Raw genomic sequence first — 14964 nt, forward strand, 5'->3', positions numbered from 1 at the left:
TGATTACCAGCCCAACGCAGCAGCCAGCCCATTGGCCCATCCCCATACGACGAGCTGCAGGGCCATCCAGGCGAACACCCCTGCGAGTACGTCATCGAGCATGATGCCAACACCGCCATGCACATGCCGATCAATCCAGCGAATCGGCCAAGGCTTGAGGATGTCGAATACACGGAATAAGAGAAAGCCTAGCAGCAACCAAACCCACCCTTCAGGTACGAGCCAAAGGGTAATCCACATGCCGACCATTTCATCCCAGACGATACCTTCATGGTCATGCACACGCAGGTCATCTGCCACCTTGCCGCACAGCCAAAAGCCAAACAGCATGGTAATGCCGAGCATCAGCCAATAGCCCCAGTCCGGCAACATCTGAAACAGTGGGATAAACGGCAACGCCACCAGCGAACCCCAGGTACCCGGCGCTTTCGGCAAGGTGCCAGAGCCGAAGCCAAATGCCAGAAAATGCCAGGGGTTACGCCACACAGACGGGGGAACGAATTCGGCGGGAACTTGGTTGGGATGATCAGTCACAGGCACTTCCAAAATGTTGATAGCCGCTACGCGGCGGTTGTACGGGCTGACCGCGCGAATCCAGCAAAATGACGCCTTCGCCAGCCGCAACCCGGCCAATTACCTGTATCGGCAACCCCATTTGCTGAAGCTCCAGCAGGAAGTGAGCCGGCAGGGTAAAGGCCAATCGGTAATCGTCACCACCACTTAATGCACATTGACGCGCCCGCGCCTCCCCGGCAAATGCCAGTAGAGCGGTGGAAACCGGCACCTGCGCCTGCTCAATGACTAACGCCACCCCAGATGCGGCAGCGATGTGCCCGCAGTCAGCCAGCAGGCCATCGGAGATATCCAGCGCCGCGGTGGCCTTGCCGCGCAGCGCGCAACCTAAATCAAGCTGCGGCATAGGCGACCAATAGCGCGCCAACAACGGCTGCGTCACGGCCTGCTCGGCCTGCCGCTGCCCCAGCACCAACGGCAAGGCACCGGCGGCATCGCCCAGCTCACCACCGACGCAGAGCAGATCACCGATCTGCGCACCGCTGCGGGTCAACGCCTGCCCCTTGGGCACACGACCGAACACGGTAAGCGTCAGGCTTAGGGGGCCACGGGTGGTATCACCGCCGATCAAACGAATCGCGCAGCGCTGCGCCATTTGATCCAGGCCACGGGCAAACGCCTGCAGCCAATCCGGATCAGCACTGGGCAGGGTTATCGCGAGGGTAAAACCAACAGGTGTCGCGCCCATGGCCGCGAGATCGCTGACCGAAACGCCGAGCGCACGCTGGCCGAGCAAAAACGGATCGGGGGATTCGGGGAAATGCACCCCGACAACCAGAGTGTCAGTGGAAATTGCCAGCTGTTCACCAGCCGGCAAATCCAGCAGGGCACAGTCGTCGCCAATGCCCAAAGCCACGCCTTCGCCAGCCTGCGCACAGGACGCAGCGGCGAAGTAGTGACGGATCAGCTCGAACTCGCCCAAAACAGGCTCAGCGCTTGTTGGCGCGAACTTCATCAGCCCGCAAACGCGGCGCCAGCTTGTCCAGTACGCCGTTGACGAACTTGTGCCCGTCGGTTGCGCCAAACACCTTGGCCAGTTCGATGCCTTCGTTGATCACCACGCGATAGGGAATATCCACGCGGTTCTTCAGCTCGTAGGTCGACAGACGCAGAATCGACAATTCAACCGGATCGATTTCATCCAGCGGACGATCCAGCAAGGACTCAAAGGCGCCGTCGATCTCGGTTTTCTGCCGCGGTACGCCGTGCAGAATCTCGTGAAAGTAAGCCCCGTCCACCGCAGTGAAATCGTTATCGACGCGAAACTGCGCTTCGATCTCGTTCAGCTGCTGACCCGCCATGTGCCAGGAGTACAACGCCTGCATGGCCAAGGTGCGCGCCTGACGACGCGCGAGGGTTTTAGTGCTGGGGCCTTTTTTCGGCGCTTGTGGCTGCTGCCCGGTGCCGTCGCTCTGGCTCACTTGGCCTCCAACTGCGCCAGCAGGCTGACCATTTCCAGGGCAGACAATGCAGCTTCTGCACCCTTGTTGCCGGCCTTGGTGCCGGAGCGCTCGATGGCTTGCTCGATGGAATCGACAGTCAGTACGCCGAAGGCAACCGGCACGCCGAACTCCATGGACACCTGGGCCAGGCCCTTGGTGCATTCACCGGCGACGTATTCGAAGTGCGGGGTGCCGCCACGAATAACCGCGCCGAGGGCGATGATCGCGTCAAAATCGCCACGCTGGGCGACTTTCTGTGCAACCAACGGAATTTCGAAGGCACCCGGCGCACGGATGAGGGTTATATCGCTTTCTTTCACGCCGTGGCGAACCAGAGCGTCAACCGCGCCGCTTACCAGGCTTTCAACAACGAAGCTGTTAAAGCGGCCGACGACCAGGGCGAATTTGCCTTGCGGGGCGATGAAAGTACCTTCGATGGTCTTCAGGGTCATGGAACAATTCTCATATAGCGTTAAAGAGCCAGGGGCAAAAAATTATGGCCTACCAGAAGAGCGCGTAGCGAGCGCAGGACAGACAAGGAGAAAACAGGCGAGGCTGCGGAGTTTACTGTTGTAAATGAGCAAGCCGAGCCGGTTTTCAACGCAGTATGTCCAAGCGCAGTAGCGCGGCGGTCTTACTCTGCGGGCAGGTATTCTACAACTTCTAGGTCAAAGCCGGATATTGCATTGAACTTCATCGGCGAACTCATTAGGCGCATTTTGCGCACGCCGAGATCGCGCAGAATCTGCGAGCCGGCGCCGACGGTGCTGTAAGTAGTCGGGTTGGCGACTTTCGTCTCACCGCCCAACTGACGTTCCAAGTGCGCCAGCAGGTCTGGACCGGTCAGCGGATTGCCCAGCAGCAGCACCACGCCACTGCCATCTTTAGCCACTTCGGCCATGGCCGCGCGCAGGCTCCAACGGCCTGGCTGGTTAACCATAAACAGATCACGCAGCGGGTCCATGTTGTGCACACGCACCAGCGTTGGCTCTTCGGCGCAAATTTCGCCGAGGGTCAACGCCATATGCACATCGTTTTCCACCGAGTCGCTGTAGGTCACCAGGTTGAACTGGCCCAACTCGCTGTCGAGTACCTGCTCGCTGACGCGCTCAACCGTGCGCTCATGAATCAGACGGTAGTGGATCAGGTCAGCAATGGTGCCGATCTTGATGCCGTGCTGCTTGGCAAACTCTTCCAGCTCAGGGCGACGCGACATGGTGCCGTCGTCGTTCATAATTTCGCAGATCACTCCGCTCGGCTCAAAGCCGCCCATACGCGCGAGGTCGCAGGCCGCTTCAGTGTGCCCGGCACGGGCCAGAACACCGCCAGGCTGAGCCATCAGCGGGAAGATGTGACCGGGGCTGACGATATCGTCGGCTTTAGCGTTTTTCGCAGCAGCAGCCTGTACGGTACAGGCGCGGTCAGCGGCTGAAATACCCGTAGTCACGCCAACAGCTGCTTCGATGGAGACCGTGAACTTGGTGCCAAAACCGGAACCGTTGCGCGGCGCCATCAGCGGCAGCTTGAGGGTTTCGCAGCGCTCGCGGGTCATCGGCATGCAGATCAAGCCACGGGCAAAGCGCGCCATGAAGTTGATGTGCTCGGCACTGACGCACTCGGACGCGATGATCAGATCGCCTTCGTTTTCGCGGTCTTCGTCATCCATGAGGATGACCATCTTGCCGGCGCGGATGTCTTCGACCAGTTCTTCAATACTGTTAAGAGCCATGCTGGCAGTTCCTTATTTGTTCAAGTAGCCGTGTGCGGCGAGAAAACTTGCGGTCATGCCCGAGCTTTTCGGCTCGGCGGCTTTGTCACCGAGCAGCAGACGCTCCAGGTAACGGGCCAGCAGGTCCACTTCGAGGTTGATCTGACTGCCAGGGCGATAGTCGACCATGATGGTCTCGGCCAGGGTGTGCGGCACGATGGTCAGCTCGAATTCGGCACCGTTGACCGAGTTAACCGTCAGGCTGGTGCCATCGACGGTAATCGAGCCTTTATGGGCGATGTATTTGGCCAGCTCGCGCGGCGCGCGAATGGTGAACTGCACGGCACGGGCGTTATCGGCGCGGGCAACGACTTCGCCGACGCCATCCACATGGCCGCTGACCAGGTGACCACCGAGGCGACTGGTAGGCGTCAGGGCCTTTTCCAAATTGACCTTGCTGCCGGCTTTTAAACTGATAAAGGCGGTATGCGCCAGGGTTTCGCGACTGACATCGGCCCAGAAACCATCGCCCGGTAACTCCACAGCCGTCAGGCACACGCCGTTGACCGCAATGCTGTCACCGAGTTTGACGTCGGCGAGATCGAGCTTGCCGGTTTCCACATAGACCCGCACGTCACCACCTTTAGGGGTCAATGCGCGGATACTGCCAATGGCTTCGATTATGCCGGTAAACATGCCACCCCCTTCTTAACGCCCACGGCAAAGCACTGGCGAACAGCGCCAGAAGCCCGGGGCACGGAATAAAAATCAGACATCTAAACCAACTCCTGTTTTATAAAAAACAGGGCGCGTTTGATCGATAGGGATTTCGTGAGCACGCCTTCGCGTGCCCTGATAGGCAATCCCGCTCTCTCTTTATCCGGACTCTAACCGTCGGCCCCGGAATCACACCGGGTCTGCTGACCTTGCTCAGCGGTTTACACCACCTGGCAAGCGCTCGCGGGCTAGGCTTTGCAGCCATTACCGCCGGTGGGGAATTACACCCCGCCCTGAGAACGTTGCGGCTACTTGCGCAGCCGAGACGCGTTTTACCACAATTGCCGCCGCCCTGCATGACCAAGCGACCGCCCGAATAGCCGCGCATCACGCGACCGACTGAGGCACCGCGATAATCCGCCAGTCATCACCCACTGCGCGCATTTCGACAATCTTCAGCGCTGGAGCATCGGCCATCCGCGCCAGCGGCAGATCAAGCAGCGGCCGCGCGCTGGAACCCAGCAGCTTGGGCGCCACAAACAACTGATACTCATCCACCAGGCCCAGGCGGGCAAACGCCCCAGCCAGGCGCGGACCGGCTTCCACCAACACTTCGTTAGCACCACGACTGGCCAGCTCGATCAGCAACTTACGCAGGTCAACATGCCCGTTGCTACCGGGTACGGCCAATAGTTCATGTCCATCGTCCAGATAGCGATCACGGGCAGATGCCGCCGCACAGGTCGCCACCATGGCCGCGCCGGCCTGAAAGAACGGCACACTCAACGGCACGCGCAAACGCCCGTCGACCAATACCCGCAGCGGCGGCCGGGTGATGGCCAAAGCCGTCAGTTCAGCCCCCAGCCCCAGCTCGTCGGCGCGTACGGTCAGCCGCGCATCATCGGCCAGCACCGTATCGGCACCGGTCAACACCACGCTGGAACGAGCCCGCAAACGCTGCACCGCGGACCGTGCAGCGGGCCCAGTAATCCACTGGCTTTCGCCACTGGCCATGGCAGTACGCCCATCCAGGCTCATCGCCAACTTGACCCGCACAAACGGCAAGCCCTTCTCCATACGCTTGATAAACCCGGCATTCAGCGCGCGCGCCTCTGCCTCCAGCACACCGCTTTGTACGGCGATACCGGCATGCATCAACCGCAGCAGGCCATTACCGCCGACCTGCGGGTTGGTGTCCTGCATGGCGGCAACGACGCGGGTGATGCCGGCGTTGATCAGTGCATCGGCGCACGGCGGCGTACGCCCATGATGACTACAGGGTTCAAGGGTCACGTAAGCCGTCGCGCCGCGGGCCTTATCACCGGCCTGGCGCAGCGCATGCACTTCCGCGTGGGGCTCACCCGCACGGGCATGCCAACCTTCGCCGACAATGCGCCCATCGTGGACGATTACACAGCCGACACGGGGATTGGGATGGGTGGAATACAGGCCTTTGCGGGCCAGCTCCAGCGCGCGGGCCATAAAGGCGTGATCTGAATTCATCGTCAACCTTTGGCAGGCTCGCGGGACAGACGGTCGATTTCCTCGCGGAACTCGTTGAGGTCCTGGAAACGTTTGTACACCGAGGCGAAACGGATATAGGCCACTTCATCGAGTTTTTGCAGCTCGGCCATCACCAACTCACCGAGTACCAAGGACTTGATCTCGCGCTCGCCGGTGGCGCGCAGCTTGTGTTTAATGTGGGCGATGGCCGCTTCCAGACGCTCGATGCTCACCGGGCGTTTTTCCAGAGCACGCTGCATGCCGGCACGCAGCTTGTCTTCATCGAAGGGTTGGCGGCTGCCGTCTTGCTTGATCAGCCGGGGCATGACCAATTCGGCCGTTTCAAAGGTGGTGAAACGTTCCTCACAGGCCAGGCACTCACGCCGACGCCGCACCTGCTCACCCTCGGCAACCAGGCGCGAGTCGATCACTTTGGTGTCATTGGCAGCGCAAAAAGGACAGTGCATAAATAAAGCAGCCTCAGGGTCTGTTACCGTTTCATCACATACACGCCGGAGCCTGTTTTAGCGCGAGGCAAGGCACGAGACGCGAAGTTTGGTGGTCCAAATGAGCCGTCGAGAAACGCAGCATCGCACTAAAACAGACCCGGCCCTTCGGGTTGCGCGAAAAATCTCGCCATGCGGTGCTTGTAGGACTTGGCAAGGGAATAGCCATTACCTGCGCTCTACGCCTAGCCTGGCGAGCTTTTCGCAGCAACGCGGATCGCGCTGAAACGGCAACAGACCCTCGACGAAAGCGGCCATGGTAGCGCATCCCGCAGGCAAGACAAGCCGAGGGGTTTACGGTATACAGGCGCCCATTCACACCAGCGGAGTTAATCACCTTTATGAAAGCCCTTATGCCGTTACAACCGCTGATCCTTTCGAGCCTGATCGCCCTGCTGACAGCCTGCGCCAGCGACAAACCCGCGCCTGTCGAGCCCGCTCAGCCGGTGCCGGTTCAACTCCCAGCAAAAGCGGCGCCACTGCCGGCCTATCAGCGCGAGCTGAGTGGCAGCCTGCTCAACGTACCCCATGAGGCGGAGGTTGAACTGGCTCTGCTGGCGGTCGACTCGCGCGGCAACCCTGAAGCGCTACTGGGCAATATCCAGCTACGCGGCACCGGAGGCGCGCTGGGCTTTCGCCTGCCGTTCAACCCGGAAACCTTTAACAAACACTCGCGTATCGAGTTGCATGGCCGAGCCAACCAGGCCGGCAGGTTGATTCTGCGTTTGCCGCAGCAGCGGATTGCCCGTGGTGAAACTCAGACGCTTGGTGAGCTGCGCCTGGTGCCTGCTCCATGACGGCACCGGCCGCCTTACAAACGGCGCTCAGCGAACTGCTCGGCGACGCCCAGCTCAATGCCGCGCCCCTGCCCGGCACTGACCTCAAGCTGTGGCTGATTGATGCTGACAATATGGACCGCGCCTTCAACCCCGAAGAAACCCGACGCATCCTCGAAGAACCGCCCTATTGGTGTTTCTGCTGGGCCAGTGGCCTGGTACTCGCGCGCTGGCTGGCCGAGCACCCCGAATGGGTGCGTGGCAAGCGTGTGCTGGACTTCGGTGCGGGTTCAGGCGTGGTCGCAATTGCCGCTGCCAAGGCCGGTGCGCTGGAAGTGGTGGCCTGCGACCTTGACCCGCTGGCTATCGAAGCCTGCCGCGCCAACGCGGCGCTGAATAACGTGATGCTGAGTTACTCCGCCGACTTCTTCGCCGAGACCGATCGCTTTGATCTGATCATCGTCGCCGACGTGCTGTATGACCGCGCCAACCTGCCTCTGCTCGATCAATTCCTTAGCCGCGGTCGCCAGGCGCTGGTCGCCGACTCACGGGTCCGCGACTTCCAGCACCCGCTGTATCAGCGCCTCGGCATATGGGAAGCCTGTACCTGGCCAGACCTGGCCGAACCGACCGAATTTCGTTATGTCAGCCTGTACCACGCCGAGCGTGCTTGAACGCCCCTTGTATCCAGCCCACACGGCCGCATCTAATAGTCCATTGCACTCCGCCCCTCTTCACTTGCGCCCAGCCGAGACCGACCATGAGTGACTCCCCTTATATTTTTGACATAGCAGGCAGCGCCAGCTTCGAAAAGCTGGTGATCGAAAATTCCTTTGAGCAACCCGTGCTGGTGGATTTCTGGGCCGAATGGTGTGCGCCCTGCAAGGCGCTGATGCCACTGCTGGCGAAGATCACCGAGGAGTATCGAGGCGAGCTGCTGCTGGCCAAGGTCAATTGCGATATTGAGCAGGATATAGTCGCCCGCTTTGGCATTCGTAGCCTGCCTACCGTGGTGCTGTTCAAAGATGGCCAACCGGTCGACGGTTTTACCGGCGCCCAGCCGGAGTCGGCGATTCGCGAACTGCTCAAGACCCACGTTGCCGAACCTGCCCCGGAGGCAGCCGACCCAATGGAAGCGGCGCAAGCCCTGTTCAGCGAAGGCCGCTTCGCCGATGCCGAGGCCGTGCTTAAAGTCTTATTAACGGAAAACAACGAGCACGCCACCGCGCTGATTCTCTACGCCCGCTGCCTGGCCGAACGTAACGAGCTGGACGAAGCCGAAGCGGTGCTCAACGCGGTAAAAGGTGATGAACACAAGCAGGCTTTAGCCGGCGCCCGCGCTCAGCTGACTTTTCTGCGCCAGGCCAGCGAACTGCCCGACGCTGCCAGCCTGAAAACCCGCCTGGCGCAAAACGCCGATGACGATGAAGCCTGCTATCAACTGGCCGTGCAACAGCTGGCGCGCCAGCACTACGAGCCGGCGCTGGATGCCCTGCTTAAGTTATTTGTACGCAATCGCAGCTACGCCGACGGCCTTGCACATAAAACCTTGCTGCAAGTCTTCGACCTGCTCGGCAACGACCACCCACTGGTCACCGCCTACCGACGCAAGCTGTACCAGGCGATTTACTAACGCCTATCTGCCGGTTGCGAATCTCGCGACTAAAGCCCCTCACACGAGCCCAGCGAACTCTGTGGGAGGGGCTTTAGCCGCGACAAATGAGTCACAAGATGCCACCGCGCAGCAACTCACCTGCCATGCCTATCAACCCACCCAGTGGTAAATAGGCGCATCCACACCCGCTTCCATGCGCACCTGAGTGCAATGGCGCAGGCGCACCAGTAGGCGCTTACCTGCCGCTTCGCCTCCGGCCAGCCCGGCCAACTGCTCAAGCAACTGCGGCCCTTCGACCTGCCCAGCCCGACGTAAAAGCTCCAATGTGGTCTGCCACAAGGCATCGTTTGCCGTCGGCGTCGACGCAGGGGCTTGCGGCGCCACAGGCGGAGCATCCAGGGTTATGTGCTGCGCCAATTGCGCCCAATCTTGCGCATCCAGCTCTACGGTCAGGTCCACCGGCCACGCGCCGATCTGCCCACGAATTCGCACCATGACTCTGCCCTCATCTGATCAACCGCCATGCTCCCACGCCCCGATCAGCACGCCAAGAAGAGCTGGCCATGCCCACGACAAAGTTGTTATAACGTAACAACTAATTATTCAGACCGGAGATCACCATGCGCCGCCTGCTACTCGCCTTGCCTTTCGCGCTATTGCCCCTGGCCACCGCCCTGGCAGCCAGTCACGACCATGAACATGAACACCATGAAGAACACAGCAGCCTGGACGCCCACGAACACGGCGCCGCACAACTCAACATCGTGCTCGATGGCAAGGTGCTGGAACTGCAACTGGAGAGCCCGGCTATGAACCTGGTGGGCTTCGAACATGCCGCCAAAAGCGATGCCGATAAAGCCAAGGTCACTGCGGCACGCAGCCAGCTGAAGCAGCCAAAAGCGCTGTTCGGCGTGAATGCAGGCGACTGCAGCGTTCGCAAGGCAGAGTTAGAAAGCCCGCTGTTTGCAGAGAACGCGCATGAGCACAAAGAACACCCCGCTCAGGACCAGGGCAGCGAGCACAATGACATCGACGCGCACTACATTTTCGATTGCCAGACGCCTGACGAGTTGAAGCAGCTTGATCTAGCCGAGCTGTTCAAGCGCTTCCCCGCCACCCAGAAAATTCAGGTACAACTGATCGGCCCGAATGGCCAGCAGGGCCTGGAATTGACACCCGCGCAGCCGTCCCTGAGTTTCTAATTTACTGATTGAACGTAGGGTGGATGACGCTTCACCATCCACCCCTGCCACTTTGTGGTGGATGAAAAGAGCGTCAGCCACGCGCCTCGCCCCACCCTACGCGCCAAACGAGTTCACCCATGAGTGCAGCCCTGATCCAACTGTCCAACCTCGGCTTTGCCTGGCCCGGCCAGCCCGAGTTACTGGACATCGACACCTTCACCCTGCAACGCGGTGAAAGCCTGTTTCTCAAAGGCCCCAGCGGCAGCGGCAAGACCACCTTACTGGGCCTGCTCGGCGGCGTGCAGCAACCCAATCGCGGTAGCATCCAGCTGCTTGAGCAGGACTTGAGCCGGCTCTCGGTCAGCGCCCGCGACCGTTTTCGCGTCGATCACACCGGCTACATCTTCCAGCAATTCAACCTGCTGCCATTTCTCTCGGTGTGCGAGAACGTAGAGCTGCCTTGCCACTTCTCCAAACTGCGTGCCGCTCGCGCCACTCAGCGCCATGGCAGCGTGGCCAAGGCCACCAGTAGCCTGCTCGCCCACCTCGGTCTGCACCAGCCCGAGCTGCTGGAGCGGCGCGCCGGTGACCTGTCGATTGGCCAGCAACAGCGCGTCGCCGCTGCCCGCGCGCTGATTGGCCAGCCCGAGCTGGTGATCGCCGACGAGCCCACTTCGGCTCTGGATGCCGACGCCCGCGAGGCCTTTCTCGAATTGCTGTTCGCCGAATGCCGCGAAGCCGGCTCCAGCTTGCTGTTTGTCAGCCATGACCAGAGCCTGGCGCGACTGTTCGACCGCAGCCTGTCGTTGGCAGAGCTGAACAAAGCCACCCGCTTGGCGGAGATTTAACGATGTATCTACTGCGTCTCGCGCTGGCCAGCTTGGGCAACCGCCGCTTTACTGCGTGGCTGACGGTGTTCGCCATCGCGCTCTCTGTGTGTTTGTTGCTCGCGGTGGAGCGGGTGCGTACCGAAGCCCGCGCCAGTTTCGCCAACACCATCAGCGGCACCGACCTGATCGTCGGCGCGCGCTCGGGCAGCGTCAACTTGTTGCTGTACTCGGTGTTTCGCATCGGCAATGCCACCAACAACATCCGCTGGGACAGCTTCGAGCACCTCGCCGAGCACCGCCAGGTGAAGTGGGCCATCCCGATCTCCCTCGGCGACTCACACCGCGGTTATCGGGTGATGGGCACCAGCCCAGCGTATTTCGAGCACTACCGCTACGCCCGCACTCAGGCCCTGCAACTGAGCAGCGGCCGCGCCTTTACCGATGACCCGTTCGAAGTAGTGCTCGGCGCGGAAGTAGCCCAGGCGCTTGACTACCAGCTCGACCAAGAGCTGGTGCTGGCCCATGGCGTGGCCACCATCAGTCTGGTCAAGCATGACGACAAACCGTTCAAGGTGGTCGGCATACTCAAACGCACCGGCACTCCGGTGGATCGCACCCTGCATATTTCCCTGGCCGGCATGGAAGCCCTGCATGTCGACTGGCAGAACGGTATGCCGGCACGCGGCGCGGCCAAGGTCAGTGCTGAACAAGCACGGGGCATGGCGCTGAAACCGCAACAAATCACCGCCGTGCTGCTAGGACTGAACAGCAAGATCGCCACCTTCAGCCTGCAACGGGAGATCAACGAATTTCGTGGCGAACCGCTACTGGCGATTCTGCCCGGCGTGGCGCTGCAGGAGTTGTGGAGCCTGATGGGCACCGCTGAAAAAGCCCTGTTTGTGGTGTCGCTGTTTGTCGTACTGACGGGACTGATCGGCATGCTCACCGCCATTCTCACCAGCCTCAACGAACGCCGCCGAGAGATGGCCATTTTGCGCTCGGTCGGCGCCCGCCCTTGGCATATCGCCAGCCTGCTGATTGTCGAAGCCTTTGCTCTGGCGCTGGCCGGGGTGCTGCTGGGCCTGTTGCTGCTGTATGTGGGCATCGCCGGCGCGCAGGGTTATGTGCAGGCGAATTACGGCCTGTACCTGCCACTAAACCTACCGACGCGCTATGAGTGGACGCTGCTCGGCGCTATCCTGAGCGCCGCCCTGTTAATGGGTTGTGTACCGGCCTGGCGTGCGTATCGCCAATCCCTGGCCGATGGTTTATCGATCCGTTTATGAGGCTGACCATGCACCGCTCTCTACTCGCCACCCTGTTACTCATTCTGGCCCTGCCACTGGCGGCGGCCGAGGTGCGCGAGCTGACCTGGTCAGAAATGGTCCCCGCCGATGCACCGCCGCAAGTCACTGAGCCGGCGCCCATGCATGATCTCTCGCAGTTAGCCGATGCCCTGGCTGAATCTGGCCCGGCGACGATGCAGCAATCGCCGGCAGCGCCCGTGGTACAGGCGCTGGATGGCCAAGCGGTGAAGTTGCCAGGCTATATCGTGCCGCTGGACGTCACCGAAGAAGGCCGGGTGACCGAGTTCTTGCTGGTGCCGTACTTCGGCGCCTGCATTCACGTACCGCCACCACCCTCCAATCAGATCGTGCACGTGACCACTGAGCTGGGTGTGATGATGGATGCGCTGTACCAGCCGTTCTGGATCGAAGGCCCAATCAAAGTTGAGCAGACCAGCAGCGAGCTGGCCGAAGCGGGCTATCAGATGGAAGCTGAAAAGATTTACGCCTATGAGCTGCCCGACAGCTAAGCACCTGTGTTACCCGCTGCGGCGGACAGCCACTAAAAAGCCAGACCTGGGTCTGGCTTTTTAGTGGCTGAAACAAACGAAATGAACCTAGCCGGCACTGGCCACACGTTTTTCCCGCGCGAAGCTCAACTCGCTTTCCGCCCAGTTACGCCAACTGCGCACTTTGCTGCGCTCGGCGCCGGCGCGCTCGGCCTTGCCTAAGGCTTCCAGGCCTGCTTTCCAGCGCGCCTGTTCCATCTCCAGCTGAGCCAAGTTCATCCAGTGTTTGGCGCTGCCCGAACGCGCGGCCAACGCACGGAAGAGGGTTGCCGCCTGGCGCCGCTCGCGGGCTTGCCACCACAGCAGCGCCAAGCGCTCTTCACGTACGGCAGTACGCGGCAACAAACCCTGATCGAGCATACCGGCCAGCAGCTTGGCGCCTTGCCAAGGCTGGTCCGCCGCGCCGGCCAGCAACACCAAATTATCCAGCTCACTTTCACTAAAGCGCAGGCCCTTCTGGTAGGCCGCGCGCAAGGTTGCCAGGGACTTACCATTCTGGCCGCTGAGTTGCTGCAAAGCCGCCAACTGACGCCAACCTTGCGCATTGTTCGGTTGGCGCAACATCAACTGGCGTTGCCAGCGCTCGGCGGCGGCATATTTTTTCAGGTCGGCATTCATTGCCACCAAAAACTGCAGCCAGCTGTCCGCCGCTTTCGGGTTGGCTTGCACATAACGCTCGGCCAGAGGTAAGGCTTTGGCTGGCTGTCCCATGCCTTGATAGGCCTGCACCAGCATTTGCAGCACCTCCTCATCGGCGCCGGCCTGGCGCGGCGCGAGCAGGGCCACAACTCGTGCATAGCGCCGCTCATTAAGGTTCAGCCGGGCCAGATTAAGCTCTTCGGCGCGGTGCATTTCGGCGTCCAGCTTGGCGCTCTTGACGACTCTATCGAGCATCTCAAGAGCTTGGACATTGTTGCCTTGCGCCCAGGCCAAATAGCCTCGACTGCGCCACAGCAGCACTTCTTCCAGGCTATCGGGTTTAGCGCTGGCGGCATCCAACGCGCGCCGCGCCGCGGCATAATCACCCTTTTTCTGCGCGATCTGCGCCGTATCCAGCGCACGAAACACTGCGGGATCAACAGCCTGCTCTGCCGCGTGTGCGGTACCCGCGCCACACAGCGCGATCAGCAGCAATAGACGAACCATTTAGCGACCTCCTTCTAGGCGGAAGTACAGGGTTTTAACGGCTTCACGTGCCACCGCCAGGCCACCTTCAGTGCGCGGCGCAAAGCGCCAGCGCACGGCGGCACGACGGGCTTCACGCTCGAACACGTTCTGCGGCTGGGCTTCGAGGACGCGTACATTTTCCACCGCGCCCGCGCGATTAATGGTGAACGCCAGTTTCACGTGGCCTTGAATGCCACGCTGCAAGGCGTAGCGCGGGTAATCCGGGCTGATGTCATTGAGCGGCATCACTTCGCTTTCCGGACCGCCTGGATTTCCGCTCGCATCGCTGGCAGTCGCGGCTGGCGCACTTGGCGCCGCCGCACCCGCAGCCAAACCACTCAGGTTCGGCGTTGGCGCACTGTTAACCGCAATTCCGCTGCTCAAGCTCGGCACGGGTAAATCCAACGCCGGCAGGCTGGCATTCGGCGTCGCCGCCATTGGCGTCGGCGGCGTCGGGGCTTGCTGCGTCTGCGCTTGCGGTGGCTGAGGTGCCTGCTGGCGGGTGCGTGTCGCGGTATCGCTGGATTCACCATCCAGCCGAACGAAATTGGCCACCGTCAGCGGCTCGTCGCTCGGCTGGCTGCTGGGCGGCGCGACCATATAAAGCATCAGGCCAAACAGCGCCAAGGCCATCACACAGGCCGCCGCAAACGACAGGGGCAATCGCATCAACGCGCTCCCGCCGTGGCCGCCAGGGCAACGTCCTGTACGCCGGCCAGGCGCGCTTGATCCATCACCTGCACCACCAGTCCGGTACGGGCATCTTGGTCTGCCTGCACCACCACGGCGCCGTCCGGCTGATCGACACGCATGCGCTCGACATGGGCGCGCACGCTGCGTACATCGACCACTTTTTTGTCCATCCACACCTCACCGTCAGCGGTGATGGCGATGAGGATATTGCCTTTGTCCTGCGGGCTGGCGGTTTCCGCCTGCGGCCGCTGCACTTCGACACCGGCTTCCTTGATAAAGGAGCTGGTGACGATAAAGAAGATCAGCATGATAAAGACCACGTCGAGCATCGGCGTCAGGTCGATGCCGGTGTCTTCGTCTTGCTGGTGGTGACGGCGCATTCTCATGTGTTGAAT

General features: G+C 61.1%; 19 protein-coding genes and 1 riboswitch. Of the genes, 7 read left to right on the forward strand and 12 right to left on the reverse strand.

Features of this window, described 5'->3' with window-relative positions; genetic code table 11:
- Positions 1 to 3: 3 nt before the first annotated feature.
- From D8779_RS16320 to nrdR, 8 genes are all read right to left on the reverse strand, one after another.
- Positions 4 to 534 carry a phosphatidylglycerophosphatase A family protein gene (locus D8779_RS16320; protein WP_136665546.1) on the reverse strand — a complete coding sequence of 177 codons (531 nt, stop codon included), beginning with the start codon at positions 532 to 534 and terminating at the stop codon, positions 4 to 6.
- The gene (thiL, locus tag D8779_RS16325) at positions 527 to 1495 is read right to left on the reverse strand and encodes a thiamine-phosphate kinase (protein WP_136665547.1); all 969 of its coding nucleotides are present in this window, start codon (positions 1493 to 1495) and stop codon (positions 527 to 529) included. The genes D8779_RS16320 and thiL overlap by 8 nt, the downstream gene beginning before the upstream one ends.
- Positions 1496 to 1502: 7 nt before the next feature.
- Positions 1503 to 1994, reverse strand: a complete 492-nt coding sequence (nusB, locus tag D8779_RS16330; RefSeq protein WP_136665548.1) for a transcription antitermination factor NusB — start codon at positions 1992 to 1994, stop codon at positions 1503 to 1505.
- Positions 1991 to 2467, reverse strand: a complete 477-nt coding sequence (ribH, locus tag D8779_RS16335; RefSeq protein ID WP_136665549.1) for a 6,7-dimethyl-8-ribityllumazine synthase — start codon at positions 2465 to 2467, stop codon at positions 1991 to 1993. Before ribH ends, nusB begins: the two co-directional genes overlap by 4 nt.
- 182 nt (positions 2468 to 2649) lie before the next feature.
- Complete coding sequence (gene ribBA / locus D8779_RS16340) at positions 2650 to 3744, reverse strand: bifunctional 3,4-dihydroxy-2-butanone-4-phosphate synthase/GTP cyclohydrolase II (RefSeq protein WP_136665550.1); 1095 nt, start codon at positions 3742 to 3744, stop codon at positions 2650 to 2652.
- Positions 3745 to 3756: 12 nt separating this feature from the next.
- Positions 3757 to 4419 carry a riboflavin synthase gene (locus D8779_RS16345; RefSeq protein ID WP_136665551.1) on the reverse strand — a complete coding sequence of 221 codons (663 nt, stop codon included), beginning with the start codon at positions 4417 to 4419 and terminating at the stop codon, positions 3757 to 3759.
- Between the two features lie 167 nt (positions 4420 to 4586).
- Positions 4587 to 4745, reverse strand: a riboswitch (FMN riboswitch).
- 82 nt (positions 4746 to 4827) lie between these two features.
- Complete coding sequence (gene ribD, locus D8779_RS16350; RefSeq protein WP_136665552.1) at positions 4828 to 5943, reverse strand: bifunctional diaminohydroxyphosphoribosylaminopyrimidine deaminase/5-amino-6-(5-phosphoribosylamino)uracil reductase RibD; 1116 nt, start codon at positions 5941 to 5943, stop codon at positions 4828 to 4830.
- A 2-nt stretch (positions 5944 to 5945) separates the two neighbouring features.
- On the reverse strand, positions 5946 to 6410 hold the full coding sequence (gene nrdR, locus D8779_RS16355) for a transcriptional regulator NrdR (protein ID WP_136665553.1): 465 nt from the start codon (positions 6408 to 6410) through the stop codon (positions 5946 to 5948).
- A gap of 392 nt (positions 6411 to 6802) precedes the next feature.
- Here nrdR and D8779_RS16360 point away from each other — a divergent pair, with 392 nt between their 5' ends.
- From D8779_RS16360 to trxA, 3 genes are all read left to right on the forward strand, one after another.
- A complete protein-coding gene (locus tag D8779_RS16360; protein ID WP_136665610.1) occupies positions 6803 to 7246 on the forward strand; it encodes a YbaY family lipoprotein in 444 nt (147 codons plus the stop codon).
- Positions 7243 to 7899: a class I SAM-dependent methyltransferase gene (locus tag D8779_RS16365; protein ID WP_136665554.1), complete on the forward strand. Its 657-nt coding sequence runs from the start codon at positions 7243 to 7245 to the stop codon at positions 7897 to 7899. Before D8779_RS16360 ends, D8779_RS16365 begins: the two co-directional genes overlap by 4 nt.
- A gap of 86 nt (positions 7900 to 7985) precedes the next feature.
- Entirely contained in the window at positions 7986 to 8858 is an 873-nt protein-coding gene (trxA, locus tag D8779_RS16370; protein ID WP_136665555.1) for a thioredoxin, read from the forward strand.
- A gap of 132 nt (positions 8859 to 8990) precedes the next feature.
- Here trxA and D8779_RS16375 read toward each other — a convergent pair whose 3' ends face one another.
- Positions 8991 to 9335, reverse strand: coding sequence for a hypothetical protein (locus D8779_RS16375; RefSeq protein WP_136665556.1), 345 nt, complete (start codon positions 9333 to 9335; stop codon positions 8991 to 8993).
- 125 nt (positions 9336 to 9460) lie between these two features.
- Between D8779_RS16375 and D8779_RS16380 the strand changes: the two genes are divergently transcribed.
- The 4 genes from D8779_RS16380 to D8779_RS16395 all read left to right on the forward strand — a co-directional run bounded on the left by D8779_RS16380 (position 9461) and on the right by D8779_RS16395 (position 12670).
- Positions 9461 to 10042, forward strand: coding sequence for a DUF2796 domain-containing protein (locus tag D8779_RS16380; protein ID WP_136665557.1), 582 nt, complete (start codon positions 9461 to 9463; stop codon positions 10040 to 10042).
- A 119-nt stretch (positions 10043 to 10161) separates the two neighbouring features.
- Entirely contained in the window at positions 10162 to 10872 is a 711-nt protein-coding gene (locus tag D8779_RS16385) for an ABC transporter ATP-binding protein (RefSeq protein WP_136665558.1), read from the forward strand.
- 2 nt (positions 10873 to 10874) lie between these two features.
- On the forward strand, positions 10875 to 12140 hold the full coding sequence (locus D8779_RS16390) for an ABC transporter permease (protein ID WP_136665559.1): 1266 nt from the start codon (positions 10875 to 10877) through the stop codon (positions 12138 to 12140).
- Between the two features lie 8 nt (positions 12141 to 12148).
- Positions 12149 to 12670: a DUF3299 domain-containing protein gene (locus D8779_RS16395; protein ID WP_136665560.1), complete on the forward strand. Its 522-nt coding sequence runs from the start codon at positions 12149 to 12151 to the stop codon at positions 12668 to 12670.
- An 87-nt stretch (positions 12671 to 12757) separates the two neighbouring features.
- Here D8779_RS16395 and D8779_RS16400 read toward each other — a convergent pair whose 3' ends face one another.
- The 3 genes from D8779_RS16400 to D8779_RS16410 are packed head-to-tail and all read right to left on the reverse strand — an operon-like array spanning position 12758 to position 14955.
- Positions 12758 to 13855, reverse strand: coding sequence for a tetratricopeptide repeat protein (locus D8779_RS16400; RefSeq protein WP_136665561.1), 1098 nt, complete (start codon positions 13853 to 13855; stop codon positions 12758 to 12760).
- Entirely contained in the window at positions 13856 to 14545 is a 690-nt protein-coding gene (locus D8779_RS16405; protein ID WP_136665562.1) for an energy transducer TonB, read from the reverse strand.
- A complete protein-coding gene (locus D8779_RS16410; RefSeq protein ID WP_136665563.1) occupies positions 14545 to 14955 on the reverse strand; it encodes an ExbD/TolR family protein in 411 nt (136 codons plus the stop codon). The genes D8779_RS16405 and D8779_RS16410 overlap by 1 nt, the downstream gene beginning before the upstream one ends.
- Between the last annotated feature and the right edge of the window lie 9 nt (positions 14956 to 14964).

Origin of the sequence: Pseudomonas leptonychotis (genome assembly GCF_004920405.1) — a bacterium.
In the GTDB taxonomy this organism is placed as follows: Bacteria; Pseudomonadota; Gammaproteobacteria; order Pseudomonadales; family Pseudomonadaceae; genus Aquipseudomonas; species Aquipseudomonas leptonychotis.